Genomic DNA, 19,428 nt, shown 5'->3' with positions numbered 1-19,428 from the left:
AGGACTGGCGCCGCTGCGGGTTAGGCGTGGAGGGCTCGCGTTTCCTTGCGCTTGCGCACCCGCAGCACGATATCGATCTCTTCCAGTTCGGTATCCTCCGGCAGTTGCGGCAGGTCTGCCAGGCGAACTTGCTGCACGGGGATGTCGATCAGATCGCCGCTGTCCACATAGTAATAATGGTGATGCGGTGCGACGTTAGAGTCATAAAAGACCTTGCCGGGCTCGACGATGACTTCGCGCACCAGACCATGCTGCACAAAGAGCCCTAGGGTGTTGTATACCGTGGCTTTGGAGACGATAGCGTAGTCGGCATTGACGCGTTGCATGATCTCCTCGGCAGAGAGGTGCGCATGCTGCGCAAAAAGGACGTAGCCAATCTCCACGCGCTGGCTGGTCGGGTTGACCCCGGCGCTCTTGAGTGCCTCGAGGACCTGCTGTTTGCTGAATCCGATTTCTTTCATATCTTTGTTCCAGTGTAGTTCTGTACTCGGTTTAATGGTATTACGCTTTGGGGCTGAGGGGAAGCCGATAGGGGGTGGGATCCAAAGGCGGTTCTTGTTCCAGAATAAGGGCACGCAATAGTTCAGCGGTGATGGGTGCGGTGGTAAGCCCATAGCGGAAGTGGCCAGCGGCCAGATATAAACCGGGATGCTCAGGAACCGCGCCAATGTAGGGAATGTTGTCGGGACTGCCGGGGCGCAGCCCTGACCACTGTTGCAAAAGATCGGCAGCGCGGGCCGCAGGAAAGACGCGCTCGGCAAAGGCGCGTAACTCTGCCAGTGCCTCTTCGGTGTTCCCTTTGCAAAAGCCGACGTCTTCGCTGGTGCTGCCAACGAGGATCTGCCCGTCCTTACGCTGCACCAAATAGTGGCTACCCTCCAGGACAATTTGCGGCAGGGCGCCAGGCTCACCCTGCAGCAATGCCATTTGCCCGCGCACCGGCGTAATGGAAGTGCTGATCCCTTGCCGTTCGAGAATCGTTTTACTCCAGGGCCCGGCACTGAGCAAAACCCGCTCGCTTTCCCATACCGCGCTGTGGGTCGAGACCTTCCAAACATGGCTCTGCCGCGCTAACGCCTCGACTTCCTGATGCTCGTGAATGGCGACGCCAAGTTGCTCCACATAGGCGCGTAGCCCAGCAAGAAGGCGGGGATTGCGTACCTGCGCCACTTCTGGGCAAAACAAGGCGCTGTCGGCATGGAGAAAAGGCGCGCGGGCACGCATTTCTGCTGCAGAAAACTGCTGCCATTGCCAGCCCCAGTCGGCGCCCCAGGCAGGGGCATCTGCGGGCAAGGGCGCCTCGGGGCTATTAAGCACCCACATCCCCGATGCCAACCATTCCGGGTCGATTCCGGTAGCTGCCTGAATTTCGGCAACAAAGTTTGGGTATTGCTGCATCCCAGCTGTGGCCAGTTGCAGCAGCGCCGGACGGTAGCGCCACGGATGCAGAGGGCTGAGAATGCCACCCCCGGCCCAAGAGGCCTCGCGCCCTACGCTGCCGCGCTCGAGCACCGTAACCCGTAGCCCCGCCTGCCGTAGGCGCAAAGCGGCACTGAGGCCGATGACGCCGGCGCCAATGACGAGGATCTCGCTGCTTGCGTGGGTCATAGCCTGTCAAAAATCGATGCGATAGAAGATGTTGGCACCATCCTGGGTGCCGCTCTCGGTCTGGATTTCGATGTGCCGCGAAACGCGGTAGCGCAAGCGGGCAATCGTTCCTTGGCCAAGAATGGACTGCCCGACGCTAAAGTACAAGTTGGGGGTAATGTAGTGCCCCAAAGTCACCATGTCTGCAGCAAGTCCGCTGCTATTTCCATTAGAGCTGACGCCAACATCGAGGCCGCTACCGCCCAATCCGCCATTGCCAAAAACGGCGGCCCGCCCGGCGGAGAACAGTTGCCCAGCGGCGGCCGAGAGGAGGGCGTCTTGGCTCTGCAGTCCAGAACTAGGCGTTCCCAATACCAGATACGAAAGGATATCGTTTTGCGCCATGCCCGGTTTGGAATACAGATTGACGACCGGGTGGCTGAGGTTTCCGGTTACCTGCACGCCGGCATAAATCGTCTCATTATTTACCGCAAAGCTGTTGCTATTGCGAATTTTGCGTACCGCTAAAACGTCGAGGCTGGCGGCATCGGGTGGGCCTGCGAAGATGATTCTTCCCCGCTGGAAAATCAGAGAATTACCGTAAATATCGTATTTTCCGTCAACCATCTGCAAGGTCCCGTGCATTTCGGGAGAGGTAGACGGCGGCGTGATGCGCAGATCCAGGCTTCCCTCCAGGTTGGCACGTAGACCGCCAATCAAGATTTTGGCATTTTTACCGAGGCCAATATGAATGCTGGCCGCAAGATTGCTGGGCGTCGGTTTCTGTTTCTCATTGCGAACGAAGACGACATCACTGGAGGGCTTGGGGCCGCCAAAATCGGTACCTAAAATGCGCAGTTCCGAGGTTTGCACCGTGCCCGTGATATCCGTGCGGCCTTTCTCCTGCTGGATTTGCAGTTGCGGATTTACCGAGGCTTGCACTTGCGGCAAGTTTAGCGCCTGAAAATTGTCACCAGCAATATGCACCTGATACGCCAAGCCGTGCGCGAAGGTGATGGTACCATTGCCGGTTAGGCTGCCAGCGCCAGAATGCACCACCAGATTTTGCAAGGTCAGTTTTTCTCCCTGGCCTTGGAGTTCGGCGCCAATGTTTTGTAGGTGTAGGCCGGCCTGGGGAATATAACAGCCGAGCGCCGAGGCTTTGGCCTGCCCGCGCCAGTCGGGCTGCCCCCAAGTGCCACCAGCGTGCAGGTCGAGGGCAATCTGACCGGTCGGGTCGATGCGAATCGTTCCGGCGGGTAAGTGTGCTAGCAGCTGTCCGGGAATTTCCCCCACCACTACACCGGCAATGGGCGCCTTGCTCGGAGTGTGCCAGGGGAGGGCGAGGAGAGCAGGACTGCTGGCCTCGAGCTGCAGGTGACCAAGATGATCGGCAAGTCGGAGCTGGCTGTGCAGTTGCAGCCCCGATGCCTGCCAGGCAACTTGCCCGCTAAAGGCCTCGATTCCCAGCGCTTGCGCTTTGTCCTCGTCTTGCCAGTGTAGGGCAGTGTCGTGTACTTGCCAGTGCGCCTGTAGGGTGCAGCTGCCATGGCAGTTCCCTTGTATCTGCGCATCCCAGCGTCCGCGGATGCCGGCCTCGGCGCTCTTATCCCAAAAATCCAGGGGTAGAGCAGTAGCCACGGCATCGATATGCCCTTGGTTTGGCGCCGGACCATAGCCGCCGTCGACGTGCAGACTGGCGTCATGCGGACCATCAATCTGTAAGCCACTGATTTGCGCCGTTCCCTGCGCCCAGCGCAGATTGCTCGGGTGCACCATCTGCCAAGCGCCAAGACGAGGATCGTCAAAGTGCAGCTGATCCAGTTGCAAGCCCCAAGCATTTTGAGGGTGAAGCAAAACGCCGCTCATCTGTAGTTGGCGCGCACCGTTTTCGACATGTAGCTGCAGGTTGGCTTGCTGCAGGCTACCAGCAAGTTTGCTCTGTACGGCGAGGGTTTGCCCCGCGGCGACGATGCCAGCGGCGGTCAGGGAAGCGGCAAGTTGTTGCTGGGCGCTGAGGGAGGCGTTGAGGTCCAATTTGCCCACAGCATACTGACGATAGTGCAGGCTACTGCCCTGCAGATCGACTTGGCCCTGCCAGTTTTTACCGGCCTTGCCGAGCCAGCCCTGCACATGCGTAGTGCCCTGCATGCCCGGCAAAATGCCGCCCCAGCGCGCCACCTGTGCTTGCAACTGCAAGCGGGTATCCAGACTGCCGTTGGCCTGCAACTGCAAACCTGGTCCCTGCAAGCGAGCACCGATCAGACGCCACTGTTTACCTGCAAACTGCAGCTGCCCCTGTCCTTGCAGGGCTTGACGATAGACGACGCTGGGCAGGATTTGCCATTGCACCTTGCCCTGCCAGACGGCGCGCGGGGCAGAGACATCCACGGCAATATCGGCGGAGATTTGCCCCGGTACCTTCGGAGCAAATACCTGAAGGGGCAGTTGCCGCAGCGATAGCTTGCCTTGCACCGCCTTGGTCTTGTGGAGGGTGACGAGAAACCGGGAGGGCAGAATCTGGCCCTGCAGCAAGCGGCCTTGGATCGCCACCTGCAGTTGTTGGGCATTGCCAGAAAGAGTGCTGCGCAGGTCATTATTACCAGCAATGACGCGCAAGTCTCCGGCAATATTGCTGGCGTTGCCTTTCCCGTCCCAATGCAAGGCAACACTCTTGGCCTGTAGTGAGGGCGGAATGCCGGGCCAGCGAATGTCTAGCAGTTGTCCTTGGCTGCGATAGTCGCCGTGCAGGGTCTTGGGCAAATCGAGCCGTATGTTGCCAAGGGCGGGTTGGGAAAGGCGATTGCTGCGGACTTGGATCTTGGCAAGTTGCAAGGAGTAGGGTGCTACTTCGACCTCGCTCTGCAGGTGCAGATTCTCCTTGCCAACCTGTGCGTTGAGCGTGAGCGGGCCGCCAAATCGATTGCCACCGAGGCTGGTCCAATGCACTTGCAGCGTCGCTGAGTTCGCCGTTTTGCTGTTTGACTGCCACTGACCAAGGGCTTGGACGCTATCGCGCCCGGGCGTGATCTGGCCGCTCAGCTGCACATGGCCGAAGGAGCCTTTGGCCTTGAGCGCCCGAATGACCAGCGTGCCCCGCTGCCAGGCTAGGCGAGTGCAACTGCCGTCTTGGAGGGCAAAACTCTCGTGACTCCCTTCATAGATCCGTAGATTGCGCACCTGGAGGGGGGCGACCCGCAGCTGCAACGCGTCGAGCCAGCCAGGGAGCTTGGGCAGGGCAAGCCGCAGCGCTTGGGTGCGCGGTTTTGCGGTCGGTAACCAGACCTGGGCTTGCGCGAGCTCTAGGTCGGAAAAGCGGGCCTCCCCCCAGAGCAGGGCATAGGGATGAAAGTGCCAGTCCAACTGCTGCGCCTGCAGCTTGGCTTTTCCATGGGCGTAATGTAAGCCCCGTAGTTGTAGACCACTCGCCAGATTTCCCCGTACCTGCTGCACCGTGAGGCCGGGCACGAGAGAGAGCAACCAGCTCGCCCCAGCACTGGTCAGAGTTAGCCAAGTGAGCAGCACAAAGAGGGTGAGCACCGGCAGCAGCACCCCCGAGACTAATAGACCGGTAAGGGAGGGCAGCCGGTACTTCACATGTTGAACCCGACGGAGAGGATCACGCGGATTGCGGGTGCTCGTGGGGCAACCAAGGGATGCGCGAGATCAAAACTAATGGGCCCTACCGGCGAGTACCAGCGTGCGCCAAGGCCAACATCCTGTAAGGCATGAAAATGGGCAAAGTTGTCGAAGGCGTTACCGACGTCGTAGAAGGCATCGATAGCCCAGTCGCGGCTTAGGTAGCGGTCCACGTGCACCCCGGCAACGGCCAACAAGCGGCCGCCAACCACCCCGCCTGCGGCGTCGGTTGGGCCCTGCGACTCGAAGGCGTAGCCCGGTAGGCTATTTTGCCCGCCGGCAAAGAAGCGCAGATCCGGCGGCAAGTAGCGTATGGGACCATGGAGCCAGAGAGCGCCAAGGCTTGCCCGTCCACCGACGCCCCAGTTGGGACTGAGCATGGTGTCCCAACCGCCGCGCACGCGTAGGCGGAAGAAATTACTGGTGCTTCCCCACACCTTGCTGCCGCCCTCGGCAGTGGCGCGCACATAAAAGCCGGAAACCGGGCGCAGAATATTGCGATAATTCTGCACGCTATAGGTCACGGAAGGGTAAATATAGAAGGACGTATCGCTGATGTTGGAGACGGTATAGTCGGCCTGCTCGAGGTTGATCATCGCCTCGATGCTGGCATTGACATTCTTGCGGGCATTATTGGCCAAGGCCCAGCGGCGACCAACAGCGGCGCGCAGTTCATTGGCCGACCAGATCTGATAACTTTCATTTTGAAAGGACGCACTGGCAATGTATTCGGAGCCGAGTGCCGCCCCCACCGGCCAAGTGTAGGTGGCGCCAATATTGCGGCTTTTTTGTGCTGCCTGTACCGCCACGTGCAGATGTTGGGCGCGCTGGAACATGTTGTAGTTGTCGTAATATAGAATGCCATTCAAGCCGATGTCGGTACTATATCCTACTCCCACTTTGAGATGCTGCTCCGGCAAGCTTTGCAATTTGACCAGTACTGGAACCGCGTCACCTTTTGCTTTGCCAGTTTCCCCAATGACCTGGATATTCTCGAAGCGGTTGGCGTCGTGAAGATTGCTCTGAGTAATGCTCAGGGCAGTTGGCGAGTACCAATCGCCTTCCTTAAAGGTGAAATAGCGCTGAATAAACCAGCGCGGATAGCGATCGGCACCGCTAATCTCGATTTGTCCAACGCGAAAACGCTTACCGCTGTTAAGCCATAGGTAAATTTCTGCCCAATATTGCGCTTTGTCGATGAGAATTTCGTGGCGATCATAATGGGCATCGATAAAGCCCAGGCCCTGCAAACGGGCAAGACTCTGGTCTTTCCAGGTGGAATAACTGACTTGATCAAGCACACTGTTATCAGCCAAAGGAAACGGTTTAATTTGTTTCAATAAACGGCTATCGTTTTCGATGGCGCCGGTAATGCGGATGCTCTTGCTCCGCAAAATAATGGGTTTCCCCAGTGTAATTTGATAATGAATCGTTGCATCCCCTTGTTTTCCTGTCGCTATTTTGGTTTGCCAGGTGGCGGCGTAATAGCCGTAAGCCTGCAAGGCATCGCGCAGGCGCAAGTCGGAGGAAAGCGCCAGCTCTTGGAGCCGCTCCTTCTTGCCGTCATAGTGGAGGGAGGGGAGAGCGGCCTGCAATTTTTCTTGCAATTCGGCATCGACACCACTCACGGAAAAGGAAATCTCATCCTTGGCGAGGGTTACCAGGGGTACGCTCGCGAGCCACAGCAGCAGTGCGCCGCCTGCCATCAGCCGCCGTCGCCGCGCCACTCTACATGGTTGTTGCCGGAAAACTTTCACGGCCTCCCTGCTCTTTCCCCCGTTCTTGACTCCGGCCAGTGTACCACAGGCGCAGGCAGGTGCCGCCAGCAGGCGCAATGGGTGTCCGGAGGCCACACCCAGCTTGTCGCCGTTGGCTAGACTTGCCAACGGAGGTTGCCGATATGAAAGACATGTGCGTGTCTAATAATTTGCTATACTTGTCGCAGGAAGGCCCACCATAGCAAAAGGATAATACCATGAAACTCTCCTTCCACGGCGCTGACCGTAACGTTACTGGCTCCTGTCACCTGCTCGAGGCCCAGGGTAAGCGGGTACTCATCGACTGCGGCATGTTTCAAGGTGGCCACGAACTCGATGAGGAAAATGCCGAAGATTTCGGCTTTGATCCGCGCTCTATCGACCTGCTCTTGCTTACCCATGCACATCTCGACCATTGCGGTCGTATCCCTTTGCTCGCCAAGCGCGGATTCCGCGGCGAGATCATCACCACGGCCGCTACCCGCGAGTTGACCCGCGTGGTTTTGCTCGATGCGGCCCACTTGCAGGAGGAAGATGCTGAGCGCCGCCAACGCCAAGCCAAGCGCCACGGAGAGCCCGGCACCCAGCCTTTGTATACCACCCTCGACGCCCTCAATGCGCTCGAATTTTTTGGTCGGACTGCAGAGTATGGCCAGAGTTTGGAACTCGCCCCAGGGCTGACGGCAACCTTCTACGATGCCGGGCATATTCTTGGGTCAGCAAGTATCCGTATCGAAGCGAACAGTGCCGGCACGCGTAAGTCCATCATCTTCTCTGGCGACCTGGGCAATGCTGGGCGTGCGCTCTTGCGCAATCCGCAACTACCGCCCCGCGCCGATAGCGTGGTCATGGAGACCACCTATGGCGACCGACTGCACAAACCGATCGACCCCTCCATTGCCGAACTCTTTGCGGCGATCCGCGATACGCTGCAGCGGGGTGGTAATGTCATTATTCCTACCTTTGCCCTGGAGCGCGCCCAGGAGCTTTTGTTTTATTTGCGTCGTGGGGTCGAAGCCGGGGACTTGCCGCAGAGTCTGCCGGTCTTTCTCGATTCACCCATGGCCATTTCCGCTACGGAAATTTTTCGCCACCATCCCGAGTGTTATGGCGAGGAAGTCGATGCGCTTTTCCGCAAGGGGCAGGATCCCTTTGCCCTGCCTGGTCTGCGCTTTGTGCGCGAGAGTAGTGAGTCCATCGCCCTCAACCGCTTGGCAGGTGGCGCGGTGATCATGGCAGGTTCGGGGATGGCGACGGGAGGACGGGTGCGCCATCACCTGCGCCACAATCTCTGGCGAAATGACTCGAGCGTCGTTTTCGTTGGCTATGCTGCGCGCGGGACTTTGGCGCGTTTGCTCATCGATGGCGCCAAAACGGTCCGCCTTTTTGGGGAGGAAATCCCGGTGCACGCGCAGTTGCACACCATCAACGGCTTTTCTGCCCATGCCGACCAGCGCGAGCTGCTTGTCTGGCAACAGGCCCTGCAGCCAGCGCGGACCATCCTCGTGCATGGCGACCCCGACAGCATGGATACCTTTGCCACCCTTCTGAAGGACACCGAGGTCCATCGGCCAGCGCAGGGAGAGATCATCGAGCTCTGAGGTATCTACTGCCGCGGGCGCTTGACTGCCCTTTTCCCACTGGAATTGGCATTTTTTTTGCCGCGCTATTATCATTGGCCAAGCCTATCGGGGCTGGGTGAGCAACTGCCCGGCCCCTTTCCGTTTTGAGGAGCTCCGATGCAACTGATTGGCGAAGCCCTGACCTTTGACGATGTCCTGCTCGTCCCTGCCCATTCCACGGTCCTGCCCCGGGATGTCGAGATCGGTACCCGCCTGAGTCGCAACCTGCGCATCAACATCCCTCTCCTCTCGGCGGCCATGGATACCGTCACCGAGGCGGCCATGGCGATCTGCATGGCGCAAGAGGGGGGCATCGGCATCATTCACAAGAATATGAGCCCAGAACAGCAGGCCGCTCAGGTGCGGCGGGTAAAGAAGTTCGAGGCCGGTGTAATCAAAGACCCCATCGTCACCCAACCCCAGGTGAGCATTCGCGAAGTGCTTTTGCTAATGGCCAGCCATGGCATCTCGGGGGTACCAGTGGTGGGCGCCGACGGGCGATTGGAGGGTATCGTCACCAACCGCGATCTGCGCTTCGAGACCCGCATGGACGCGCCGGTGAGCAGCGTCATGACGCCGCGGGAGCGCTTGGTTACCGTTGCCGAGGGCAGCAGCCTCGATATCACCAAGAACCTGTTGCACAAGCATCGTATCGAAAAGATTCTGGTGGTGAACGACGCTTTTGAGCTGCGCGGCTTGATTACCGTCAAGGATATCAGCAAGGCAACGGCGCACCCCAATGCCTGCCGCGATAGCTTGGGCCGCCTTTTGGTGGGTGCAGCCGTTGGGGTGGGGGCCGGCACCGAGGAGCGGGTAGAGCGTCTGGTAGAGGCGGGGGTGGATCTGATCGTTGTCGATACCGCCCATGGCCATAGCCAGGGAGTGCTCGATCGCGTTGCTTGGGTCAAAAAACATTTTCCCCAGGTAGACGTCATCGGCGGCAACATTGCCACCGGCGAAGCGGCGCGAGCCCTGGTAGAAGCCGGGGCGGATGGGGTCAAGGTAGGTATCGGTCCGGGCTCCATCTGTACTACCCGCATGGTGGCGGGGGTGGGGGTGCCCCAGGTAACGGCGATCATCAACGTTGCCGAGGCACTGCGCGGTACCGATGTGCCTTTGGTGGCAGACGGCGGCGTGCGGTTTTCCGGCGACTTTGCCAAGGCCCTGGCCGCTGGCGCCCATACGGTCATGGTCGGCGGCTTGCTTGCGGGTACCGACGAGGCGCCCGGCGAAATCGAGCTTTACCAGGGGCGCAGCTTCAAGGCCTATCGCGGCATGGGCTCCCTCGGCGCCATGCAGCAGGGTTCGGCGGATCGGTATTTTCAAGACAGCAGCAATCCCGAAGGCCCAAAGTTGGTCCCCGAAGGAGTGGAAGGTCGGGTGCCCTACAAGGGGCCCGCGAGCCAAGTAATCCACCAGTTGCTGGGCGGGCTGCGCTCGAGCATGGGCTATCTTGGTGCTTCCAGCCTCGAGGTGCTCGCCCGCGATGCCAAATTTGTCAAAATCACCCAAGCCGGTGTGCGCGAGAGCCACGTCCACGACGTACACATTACCAAGGAAGCACCCAATTACCGGGTGGAGTGAGTTCCCTGCATGAGTCTCGAACGCATCCTGATCCTCGATTTTGGCTCGCAGGTCACCCAGCTCATTGCGCGTCGGGTGCGCGAGGCGCATGTGTATTGCGAAATCCACCCTTGCGATGTTGACGATGCCTTTGTGCGCAATTTTGCACCCAAGGGCATCATCCTCTCCGGTAGCCACGCCAGCACCTACGAAGATCAGAGCCTGCGCGCCCCGCAGGCGGTCTGGGACCTCGGCGTGCCGGTGCTCGGCATTTGCTACGGCATGCAGACGATGGCGGTGCAGCTGGGTGGGGAAGTCCGCTGGACCGATCATCAGGAATTTGGCTATGCCGAATTGCGCGCCCGCGGGCACACCCGCCTTTTGCGCGATATCGAAGATTTTCGCACCCCGGAAGGTCACGGCATGTTGCGGGTATGGATGAGCCACGGCGACCAAGTCACTGCCTTGCCGCCGGGTTTTCGCCTCATGGCCAGCACCGAAGGTTGTCCCATTGCCGCCATGGCCGACGAGGAGCGCGGCTATTACGGCGTGCAGTTCCACCCCGAGGTTACCCATACCGTCCAAGGTAAGGCGATCCTTACGCGCTTTGTGCGCGAAATCTGCGGCTGCCATGGCGATTGGGTCATGGGCGACTACGTGAGCGAGGCGGTGCAACGCATCCGCGAGCAGGTGGGCGATGCGGAAGTCCTCCTCGGGCTGTCGGGGGGCGTTGATTCCAGTGTAGCCGCGGCCCTCATCCATCGTGCCATTGGCGACCAACTGACCTGCGTTTTTGTGGATCATGGCCTGCTGCGCCAAAACGAAGGCGACATGGTCATGGAGATGTTTGCCGGGCGGCTCCATGCGCGGGTGATTCGTGTCGATGCCAGTGCTCTGTTTTTGCGCGAATTGGCCGGGATAACGGACCCCGAGCAGAAGCGCAAGATCATCGGCCGACTCTTTGTTGAGGTCTTTCAGGCCGAAGCGGAAAAATGCAAAGTCGCACGCCCGGGCCACAAAGGCGTGCGTTTCCTCGCCCAGGGCACCATTTATCCCGACGTCATCGAGTCGGGCGGTGCCAAGAGCAAAAAGGCCGTCACCATCAAGAGTCATCACAATGTTGGCGGTTTGCCGGAGCAGTTGGGGCTGGAACTCCTCGAACCCCTGCGCGAGCTCTTCAAGGATGAAGTGCGCGAGCTCGGATTGGTGCTCGGTCTACCCGCCGAGATGGTCTATCGCCATCCCTTTCCCGGTCCGGGCCTTGGGGTGCGCATCCTTGGCGAGGTCAAACAGGAATATGCGGAGCTCTTGCGCCGCGCCGATGCCATCTTCATCGAAGAGTTGCGCGCCAGTATCGACCCTACCACCGGGCGCAGTTGGTACGACCTCACCAGCCAGGCCTTTGCGGTGTTTTTGCCGGTCAAGAGTGTAGGAGTGATGGGTGATGGCCGCACTTACGACTATGTGGTTGCCCTCCGTGCGGTGCAAACCAGCGATTTCATGACCGCCGATTGGGCCGAGCTGCCATACTCCCTGCTCAAAAAGGTTTCTTCCCGCATCATCAACGAGGTACGCGGCATCAACCGGGTCACCTACGACATCTCCAGTAAACCACCCGCAACCATCGAGTGGGAGTGAGTCTAGGATTTCCAAGTAAGGCCTGCTTGGTCCCCTATTCGAGCATGACCATCCATCGCCGTTTTTTGAAAGTCCGCCCTTATTGTTGCGATTTGTCAGACTTTTGTCATAAAAATGTCGCAATAGTGTCACAAAAGTTTCAAATTATTGTCACATTACTCTGTTACCATTCCCCAACAGTTTGGCAAAACCGCTACAGTTGAGGAGTGCACCCATGAAGACCCCCAAGCCATTGCTCTTGGCCCTTGCTTTGGCCTTGAGTCAGTTTCCCGTTCTGGTCCACGCTGCTGACGACGACTCTAGCGCCTCGACGAGTACAGCGAGCACTGGCAAACAACCCATAACCATTGGCGAAGTGGAAAAGACGGCACCACCGGAGCGCGGCACGGGCTCGTTGACCAAGGAGCTGGTAAAACATGCCAGCCCCAATGAAAACTTCCAGACCGTGTTGCGTAATATCCCCGGTTTTACGGTGATCAGTAGCGGACCAGGTAACTTGACTACCTCCGACAGTACCTTTACCTATCAGGGTTTCAATAGCGATCAGGTCGGTGTGGAATTTGATGGCGTGCCGCTGATCAACACTTTCCGTGGCGGCAGTAATGGCCAGGGAGATGACCACGCCCTAACTCCCATTGGTATGGGGCAGTTTTCGGGAGTGAAGGTCTATAGTGGTGCGAATACGCCATCCGAAACCGGTATCAACGCCTTGGGCGGAACCCTCGACTACACCCCGACCCAGCCGACCAAAAACTTTGGCGTCGAAGCCTTTGGTAGCGGTGGTGTTTATACCGGTGGCACCGGCGATAGTGCGGCGGGAGGCTTGACGATCAATTCTGGGGTCTTGCCCTACGTTGGTACCCGCATGCTCTTTAGCTATAACTATCAACCCTACCAAAGTTACATACAGCATGTGCATTCCATTAACAACAACTATTATTTTGCGGCGATTCAGCCCTACAACCATGGCATGTCGCAGCTATCTTTGTACACCATCTACAACCATGAATTAGCACAATTTCCCGAGCGTGCGCCGGTGGCGCTGATCGACAAGTATGGGCGTGATTTTCAGTGGAATCCGAATATCTATGCCAACTGGAACAATACCAGCTCCTTCACTACGGTGCTGGGTTGGAAGTCGATCATCAACGAGCACCTCTTGGCCAAAGCCAAATTCTTTGTGACCCAAAACGATAATGATCGCACTGCGTATACCAACGCGGCGTACAAAGGGCTTTTTGATGGCTACCTGCTGCCGACTTCGCCGAAGAGTTATGCTAACCCATCTAGCACTGGTCGTCCGAGCAATACGTACAATCCCACTGCCTTGTTTGGCAGTAGTGACAACGGCACCCAGTATCAGCGTTATATCGATAATTTTGGCAATGTAGGTTTCAACCCGAGTTTGGATTTTCTGTTGCCGCATAATGTCGTGACGTTGGGTGGTAGTTACATTTACAGTACCGACCACTCCGCCGAGTATTGGTATGGCAGCTACAATGTACCGATGATTGACGGTTATAACGACGCTTGGGATGAGCACGATACCCGACAGATTTCGGACGTCTTTCTCCAGGATCGCATCAGCCTGCTCGATCGCCACCTGACCATCACCCCGGGTGCCAAATATTACCTAGTGGACACTACCTGTAATGATGTTGAGGGGTATTACTACAACTACGGTGGATCGATAAGTAATACCTACAATTTTTGGGAGCCATCTTTTGGTATTAGTTATCTGATCAATAAAGATCTGGATACATATTTCCATTATGGCCGGGTGTACAAGGTGCCGAATATCAGCGCGTACTACGCAGAGATTGGCAGTAGTCCAACTCCAGGTACGGTGCAGGTCAAGCCCGAAGATGTCGATAGCTTTGATACCGGGGTGCGCTACAACGTTGGTCCCCTACAGACGTCGCTTGCCTATTTTTTACGGCTTTTCCACAACAAGTTCGGTTATTACTATGACGGTTTGACCGGAATAACCTATCAGTACAACGTCGGTAGTGCGCTTTATCAAGGGTTTACTGCTTCGGCCGATCTGCAGTTACCCGATCGCTTCAATGCCTTTGCCAACTATACCCTCACCGCTGCCCATTACACCTCTAATTTTCAGGCGGCGGACGGAGTATCCGTGAGCTCTGGCGAAATTGTCGCACGGGTGCCTACCTACAACCTGAACTTTGGCTTGGGATACCATCTGGATGGCTTCAGCGCTCGCGTTACGGATCACGTCGTGGGGCCTCAGTACATCAACACCAACAAGGGCGTGAATTCCGGTATCGGCTTGCACCCGTATAACATCACCAATCTCAACCTGGGTTACACCATGCGCCCGATGACCATGGGCTTGAAGAAGGTGACCTTCGATCTATACGTCGATAACCTTTTCAACCAGAAATATTTCTCCTCGGCGGATCTATACTTGGGCAAGCCGAGTCAGGGTGGACATTTTGTTGAGGCGCAAGTGGGCGCTCCGACATTTGTTGGCGCAGACGTTAAAGCGAGTTTTTGAGGGTAAACATCTGGGGGGGCGTAAAAGCCCCCTTTGCTATCATCGTGGGTGGCAATAAAAATAGTGACCGCTGCCATGAATATCTGAGTAGAGGGATTCCTGATGAACTACGCTCCATTGATCACAGCGAGTACCATCATGATGCTTACGGAGGGTTGGATTGCCTGGCGTTTCAAGAGCGTTGATCCCAACGCCATACGCAGTCGTGCGCGTATGGACCGATATGGGTTTCTTCTAGTGGGGTTGTCTGTTGACCTAGCCATATTTCTGGGAAAGCTTCTTTCGGCTACCATAGCCTCTCGAATTACGCCAGATATGCCTTGGACCACACTTGGGGTGGGTCTTCTCGTCTTGGGTTATGTAATACGTTTCTGGGCCATAACGACTGCTGGAAAAGCGTTTTCTTTTGATCTACGCGTAGAAGAAAATCAAAAACTGGTCGATGATGGTCCTTATCGCTATGTCAGACATCCGTCCTATACAGGAAGCCTCGTCGCTTTTTTAGGGATTGGATTTCTTTCCGAAAGCCTCTTTGCAAGCGTCATCCTCATGATGACTTTATTCTTCTTTTATAGGGTTCGGATCAAACGAGAGGAGTCCATCCTCACGGCGAACTTGTCTGGCTATTCAGAATATTGCAAGCGCACGAGATATCGGTTGATCCCTGGCATTTTGTAAATTTCTTTCGATAATGCGTATTGTATTTTGATCGCTTATTGAGACTGCTCGCATCCAATGGCAACTATCGCTGTATTACTACCCATTTCACCTCTATCACGCTGCCTTGCGCTAAGTGGATTCGTGGCCGACGCGGATTTCTAGCCGCAGAAACCATCGCATCATCGGTTTGACCTCGAGCACCTGCTGGTCTTTTCGCCATTCTTGATTTTTAGCGCAGCGTTGTGATTTATCCCTTACGATTGATGATTTGAAATTGGTAATGCAACCGGCAATAGAAGATCGTTATCACTGAATTTTCCGCACCCGCAGAGGCTGTGGTCCTTGGTGTTGCTCTAGGCTCAGACCTTGACCCTCAACGCGGAAGGCAAAGGTGAGCAGGGCGGCTGCAGCGCTGAGTACGGCCATGAGGGCAATCACCGCGCCACTGCCGAGCCGTTCTTGCAGAATGGGTAGCAAAAAAACCGCAAGGGTGGCGCCGAGCTTGGCAAAAGCGGCGGCAAAGCCCGAACCGATGCCGCGCACTTGCGTAGGGTACATTTCGGTAGGGAGGATGAAAGTGGTGGCATTGGGGCCGGCGGTCATCGCCAGATTGTAAAAGGCAAAGGCGGCCAGAAGCAGAAGCGCATCGCCGTGTAGCCACAGACTAGCCCAGAGCAGGAGCAAGCCCAGTCCCATTCCCAAAAACCCAAGAATCTGCATGCGAATGCGCCCGAGCCGCGGGATGAGAAACAGGGCGAGCAGGGCACCTAAGAGCAAAAAGCTATTTACCCGCAGGCTGTTGAGGGTATCTACCCAATCCCGCTGCCATGCCGCGGTAAAAGTGGTGTGTGGCAGAATCTCGGATAGAAGCAGCGGGGTAAAAAGTCCGATCCCATAGGTGGCCATGTCCATGAGAAACCAGGGTATGGTGACCAAGATGGTGCGTCGACGGTATTCGGGAGCCAGCAATACGAGCCAGCGGTTATGGGGGATGCTCCGTAATTTGCTGGCTTGGTGCATGGTTCTTCCCAGCTCCTTGGCCATACGCTGCCACCGCTCCTGCTGCTCTGGCGCAATGCGGGTGAGGACCTGGGCGGCATCGTGGTTGCGGCCGTGGGCAATGAGCCAACGGATACTCTCCGGTAAGGTCCAGCGTCCCAAAAAGTAAGGGATACCGAAGAGGGCCTGCACGGCCATCAGATAGCGCCAGCTCTGCTGTCCCGAGCCGAGCAAAGCCAACGCGATTCCTGCCGCCACCAGCATCCCCAGGGGTTGCAGGGCCATGGCTCCGGCCAGCATACGGCCGCGATGGCTCTGGGGCATGAACTCCGAAATAAAACTACTACCAACGGGGAAATCGCCACCAATGGCAATCCCCAGCAACAATTCGCCAATTCCCAAACCGAGACTACCCTCGACCAGGGAGAGAAGAAAACCAGCAAGGACGAGGCCCGCTGCGTTGGCCAAGAGGAGAGGACGGCGACCAAAACGATCGGCTAGGTGGCCGCTCAGCAAGGCGCCAAGGATCGTTCCGCCCATCAGGCAGGCAGCAATCAGCCCCATGGTGGAGGGATGCAGCCGAAAGTCTGCGCGCAGCAGGGGCAGGACGATACCGAGCAACATCATGCTCACGCCGCTCAGCAGGGGGCCGGCGGTAGCAAGGATCCACAAGCGATAATGGAACGCGGAAAGCGGTGCCTGATCGAGAACTTCTACCCAAGTTTGGTGGTGGGCATGTACCTGCGGCGGATTTGTTGTTTTCCCCATACTCTCCCTGTCCTTCGCCCCCAGTGTAACAGGGAAAGGCTAGGCGCGCAGTTGCCGCAGCAGGGGTACCTTGATCTGGTCGAGAAGGAGGGTGTAAGCCACCGTAGCGGCTAGGAGGATCAGCACCAGAGACCAGGGCAGTGGCGCCATGAGCCAACCGCAAATGGCGAGGGTGCTCACCACTACCACATCGCCCAAGCTCGCATAGAGCAGGAAACTGCCGGGGCGGGAGGACCAAAGATGCTGGCGTTCGCGCACCAGAAACACATTGGCCAGCCCAGAAAAGACCAGGCCGAGAAAGTCCAGGCTCTGCAGACTATGTGTGGAAAGCCCAAGCTGCCGGCCGATGAGGTAGACGCCAAAGATGTAAACCAGCCAAGCCAGGGCAATGGCGAGCGAGGAAAGCACAAGGGTGCGCACTGCCCAGCGATCGGGTTTTGGTGAGGGGCAGACATGGTCCTCAGCCAAAGACATGGTCACAAAATCGTTGGCGAAAAGGAGCAGGAGCACCAGCAATGGAGTGACGACGAATTGACGAAAAAATAAAAATCCCAAGCTCAAAAAGAGGGCAACCTGAAAGACCTTCACAATTTTGTTCAGAGTGTAGGTGAGCATGCGCTGGTAAACGCGGCGACCGGTAACGACGGCATCGAGCACCCCCTGCAGGCCGGGGGTTGTGAGGACCAGGCTCGCGGCGGCCTTGGCGACGTCGGTGGCGCTTTCGACGGCAACCCCCATCTCTGCCTGCTTCAGGGCAGGTGCGTCGTTTACCCCGTCGCCGGTCATACCGACGATGCTGCCTTTTTTCTGCAGCCCCTGAACCAGGTGGAACTTGTCGGCAGGAAAGACGCCAGCATAGACGCCACAATCTGCGCTCATGTCGTGGTGATTGCAGACGGGGCCGGCAATGCCGAGGCTTGCGGCAACGGTTTCTGCCGTCGCTTGGCTATCGCCAGTCACCATCCGAACCCGCACCCCGAGATTCTGCAACTGGCCAACCACGTCCTTGGCATCGGGACGGATCGGATCGCTCAGGGCCAGCAGGCCCAGAAAATCGGGGCTACCGTCTGGTCCGGCGGCCACCGCAAGAACGCGTGCGCCGGTTTTGGCAAGGGTTTCCGTCGCCTTTTGCCACTGCGGTTCGTTGCAGAGTTGGCCGATGATCTGCGGGCTGCCTTTCAGCGCGCGGTAGGTCGTGCCCGCTATGCTGGTCGTGCCCTCTGAGCGCTTGGTTGCTGGATCGAAGGGAATAAAGCCATCCCTTGGCAAAGCCGTTAGCCCTCGTTCCTGGGCGGCGGCGATGATGGCCAAATCGATGGGGTCTTGGGTGGCGCTGTCGCTGGCGAGCACGGCGTAGCGCAGCAATTCTTCGGACGAATGCTTGGACCACGCTTGCACCTGGCTGAGGCTGAGGCGGTTTTGCGTGAGCGTGCCGGTTTTGTCGCTGCACAGGTCGCGCATGGCGGCGGCTTCTTCGATGGCAGCAAGGCGAGTAACCAGCACGCCGCGCTGGGCTAGGCGCAGGGAGGCGAGGGCGGTGGCAAGGGTAAAGGTGGCCGGTAGCGCCACAGGGACCGATGCCACCAACAGAATGAGCACAAAGGGAAGAATGGTTGCCAGCGGAAGACCGACGAGCATGGCATAGGTAAGAATGGCGACGGCGAGGATGACGTCCATCGCGACCAGGTAGCGCACGATGCGCAATACCAGTTCTTCCAGATGGCTCTTTGCGCCAGCGCCGCGCACCAGCTCGGCAGTTTTACCAAAGTAGCTGTTTTTTCCCGTTGCGGTCACCGTACCCGTGGCCTCGCCGCGACGAACGATTGCCGCAGAGTACAAGGTGGCGCCGGCGGCGAGATCCACGGGCAAGGATTCGCCGGTGAGGGCCGATTGGTCGACTTGCACTTGGCCCTCGGTAATTTGCATGTCGGCCGGGACAATATCGCCCATACGCACATGCAGGAGATCGCCCGGAACGAGTTCCGCTGCGGGAATGCTGCGCCAGGTCCCGTCGCGGCAAACCCGGGCTTGGATGCGCAGGCGTTCGCGCAGCAGTGCCAGGGCATTTTGTGCCTTGCGCTCCTGGGTAAAGCCGAGGATGCCGTTGAAGAGTAAGAGGAGGAAGATGATGACGGCTTCCGGCCATTTCTGCAGGGCCGCCTCGAGAACAAAGGTGGCCTCGAGCATCCAGGGCACGGGGGCCCAGAACTTGAGGGCAAAGGTCTTCCACGGGGTTTGCGCGGCTTCCTGGACTTCGTTTGCCCCCACTGCTTGCAGCCGTCGCTTCGCTTCCTCTTGGCTGAGACCGGTGCAATCCGCTTGCCCCATATTCATCTCCTATTCGTAGGCCCGATCGCCCGTCGCCCCGATCCGCATCTGCCTCAAAAACGCACGGGGCGAATGAAGGCCTGCTTGCCGGCAAAGCTCGCGGCGGTACCAATCTGCTCCTCGATGCGGAGCAGTTGGTTGTACTTGGCGACGCGCTCTCCCCGCGCCGGCGCACCGGACTTGATATGTCCGCTATCGAGAGCGACTGCGAGATCGGCGATGAAGTCATCGGTGGTCTCTCCCGAGCGATGAGAAACAAAGGCCCCCCAGTGATGGAATTGTGCCAGGCGTGCGGCGGCAAGGGTTTCGGTCACCGTCCCGATCTGATTGAGTTTGATCAGTACGGCAT

At 57.9% G+C, this 19,428-nt stretch carries 11 protein-coding genes and 1 pseudogene; 5 read left to right on the top strand and 7 right to left on the bottom strand.

The features are described 5' to 3' along the window. Positions 1-20: 20 nt before the first annotated feature. Genes RTI30_RS07000 through RTI30_RS06985 form a run of 4 tightly spaced genes read right to left on the bottom strand, consistent with a single transcriptional unit; the run spans position 21 to position 6,932 of the window. Entirely contained in the window at positions 21-461 is a 441-nt protein-coding gene (locus RTI30_RS07000) for a Fur family transcriptional regulator (RefSeq protein WP_312260968.1), read from the bottom strand. 40 nt (positions 462-501) lie between these two features. Continuing rightward, positions 502-1,608: a glycine oxidase ThiO gene (gene thiO / locus RTI30_RS06995; RefSeq protein WP_312260970.1), complete on the bottom strand. Its 1,107-nt coding sequence runs from the start codon at positions 1,606-1,608 to the stop codon at positions 502-504. A 6-nt stretch (positions 1,609-1,614) separates the two neighbouring features. Beyond that, entirely contained in the window at positions 1,615-5,184 is a 3,570-nt protein-coding gene (locus RTI30_RS06990; protein WP_312260972.1) for a translocation/assembly module TamB domain-containing protein, read from the bottom strand. Next, positions 5,181-6,932, bottom strand: a complete 1,752-nt coding sequence (locus tag RTI30_RS06985) for a BamA/TamA family outer membrane protein (RefSeq protein ID WP_312260974.1) — start codon at positions 6,930-6,932, stop codon at positions 5,181-5,183. Before RTI30_RS06985 ends, RTI30_RS06990 begins: the two co-directional genes overlap by 4 nt. Positions 6,933-7,201: 269 nt before the next feature. On the opposite strand from RTI30_RS06985, the gene RTI30_RS06980 reads away from it, so the two are divergent. From RTI30_RS06980 to RTI30_RS06960, 5 genes are all read left to right on the top strand, one after another. After that, a complete protein-coding gene (locus tag RTI30_RS06980; protein ID WP_312260975.1) occupies positions 7,202-8,584 on the top strand; it encodes an MBL fold metallo-hydrolase in 1,383 nt (460 codons plus the stop codon). A gap of 138 nt (positions 8,585-8,722) precedes the next feature. Beyond that, on the top strand, positions 8,723-10,189 hold the full coding sequence (gene guaB, locus RTI30_RS06975; protein WP_312260976.1) for an IMP dehydrogenase: 1,467 nt from the start codon (positions 8,723-8,725) through the stop codon (positions 10,187-10,189). Positions 10,190-10,198: 9 nt separating this feature from the next. Further along, entirely contained in the window at positions 10,199-11,806 is a 1,608-nt protein-coding gene (gene guaA, locus RTI30_RS06970) for a glutamine-hydrolyzing GMP synthase (protein WP_312260978.1), read from the top strand. Between the two features lie 214 nt (positions 11,807-12,020). Beyond that, positions 12,021-14,324, top strand: coding sequence for a TonB-dependent receptor domain-containing protein (locus tag RTI30_RS06965; RefSeq protein WP_312260979.1), 2,304 nt, complete (start codon positions 12,021-12,023; stop codon positions 14,322-14,324). 102 nt (positions 14,325-14,426) lie between these two features. Next, positions 14,427-15,002, top strand: a complete 576-nt coding sequence (locus RTI30_RS06960) for an isoprenylcysteine carboxylmethyltransferase family protein (RefSeq protein ID WP_312260980.1) — start codon at positions 14,427-14,429, stop codon at positions 15,000-15,002. Between the two features lie 288 nt (positions 15,003-15,290). Here the strand turns inward: RTI30_RS06960 and RTI30_RS06955 are convergent, their stop codons facing one another. From RTI30_RS06955 to RTI30_RS06945, 3 genes and pseudogenes are all read right to left on the bottom strand, one after another. After that, positions 15,291-16,751 (bottom strand): MFS transporter, encoded by a 1,461-nt coding sequence (locus RTI30_RS06955; protein ID WP_312260981.1) that lies wholly within the window; start codon positions 16,749-16,751, stop codon positions 15,291-15,293. Positions 16,752-16,790: 39 nt separating this feature from the next. Next, positions 16,791-19,079, bottom strand: coding sequence for a plasma-membrane proton-efflux P-type ATPase (locus tag RTI30_RS06950; RefSeq protein WP_312274744.1), 2,289 nt, complete (start codon positions 19,077-19,079; stop codon positions 16,791-16,793). A gap of 53 nt (positions 19,080-19,132) precedes the next feature. After that, a pseudogene (locus RTI30_RS06945) lies at positions 19,133-19,428 on the bottom strand (phosphopyruvate hydratase); the annotation flags it as partial.

The organism is Candidatus Igneacidithiobacillus taiwanensis (genome assembly GCF_031962545.1).
In the GTDB taxonomy this organism is placed as follows: domain Bacteria; phylum Pseudomonadota; class Gammaproteobacteria; order Acidithiobacillales; family Acidithiobacillaceae; genus Igneacidithiobacillus; species Igneacidithiobacillus taiwanensis.
This window is presented reverse-complemented; position numbering and strand designations above follow the sequence as displayed.

Bases quoted from the DNA above. Each gene is read 5' to 3' on its own strand.
- RTI30_RS07000 (WP_312260968.1), bottom strand. From the start codon at position 461: ATGAAAGAAATCGGATTCAGCAAACAGCAGGTCCTCGAGGCACTCAAG.
- thiO (WP_312260970.1), bottom strand. From the start codon at position 1,608: ATGACCCACGCAAGCAGCGAGATCCTCGTCATTGGCGCCGGCGTCATC.
- RTI30_RS06985 (WP_312260974.1), bottom strand. From the start codon at position 6,932: ATGGCAGGCGGCGCACTGCTGCTGTGGCTCGCGAGCGTACCCCTGGTA.
- RTI30_RS06980 (WP_312260975.1), top strand. From the start codon at position 7,202: ATGAAACTCTCCTTCCACGGCGCTGACCGTAACGTTACTGGCTCCTGT.
- guaB (WP_312260976.1), top strand. From the start codon at position 8,723: ATGCAACTGATTGGCGAAGCCCTGACCTTTGACGATGTCCTGCTCGTC.
- guaA (WP_312260978.1), top strand. From the start codon at position 10,199: ATGAGTCTCGAACGCATCCTGATCCTCGATTTTGGCTCGCAGGTCACC.
- RTI30_RS06965 (WP_312260979.1), top strand. From the start codon at position 12,021: ATGAAGACCCCCAAGCCATTGCTCTTGGCCCTTGCTTTGGCCTTGAGT.
- RTI30_RS06960 (WP_312260980.1), top strand. From the start codon at position 14,427: ATGAACTACGCTCCATTGATCACAGCGAGTACCATCATGATGCTTACG.
- RTI30_RS06955 (WP_312260981.1), bottom strand. From the start codon at position 16,751: ATGGGGAAAACAACAAATCCGCCGCAGGTACATGCCCACCACCAAACT.
- RTI30_RS06950 (WP_312274744.1), bottom strand. From the start codon at position 19,079: ATGGGGCAAGCGGATTGCACCGGTCTCAGCCAAGAGGAAGCGAAGCGA.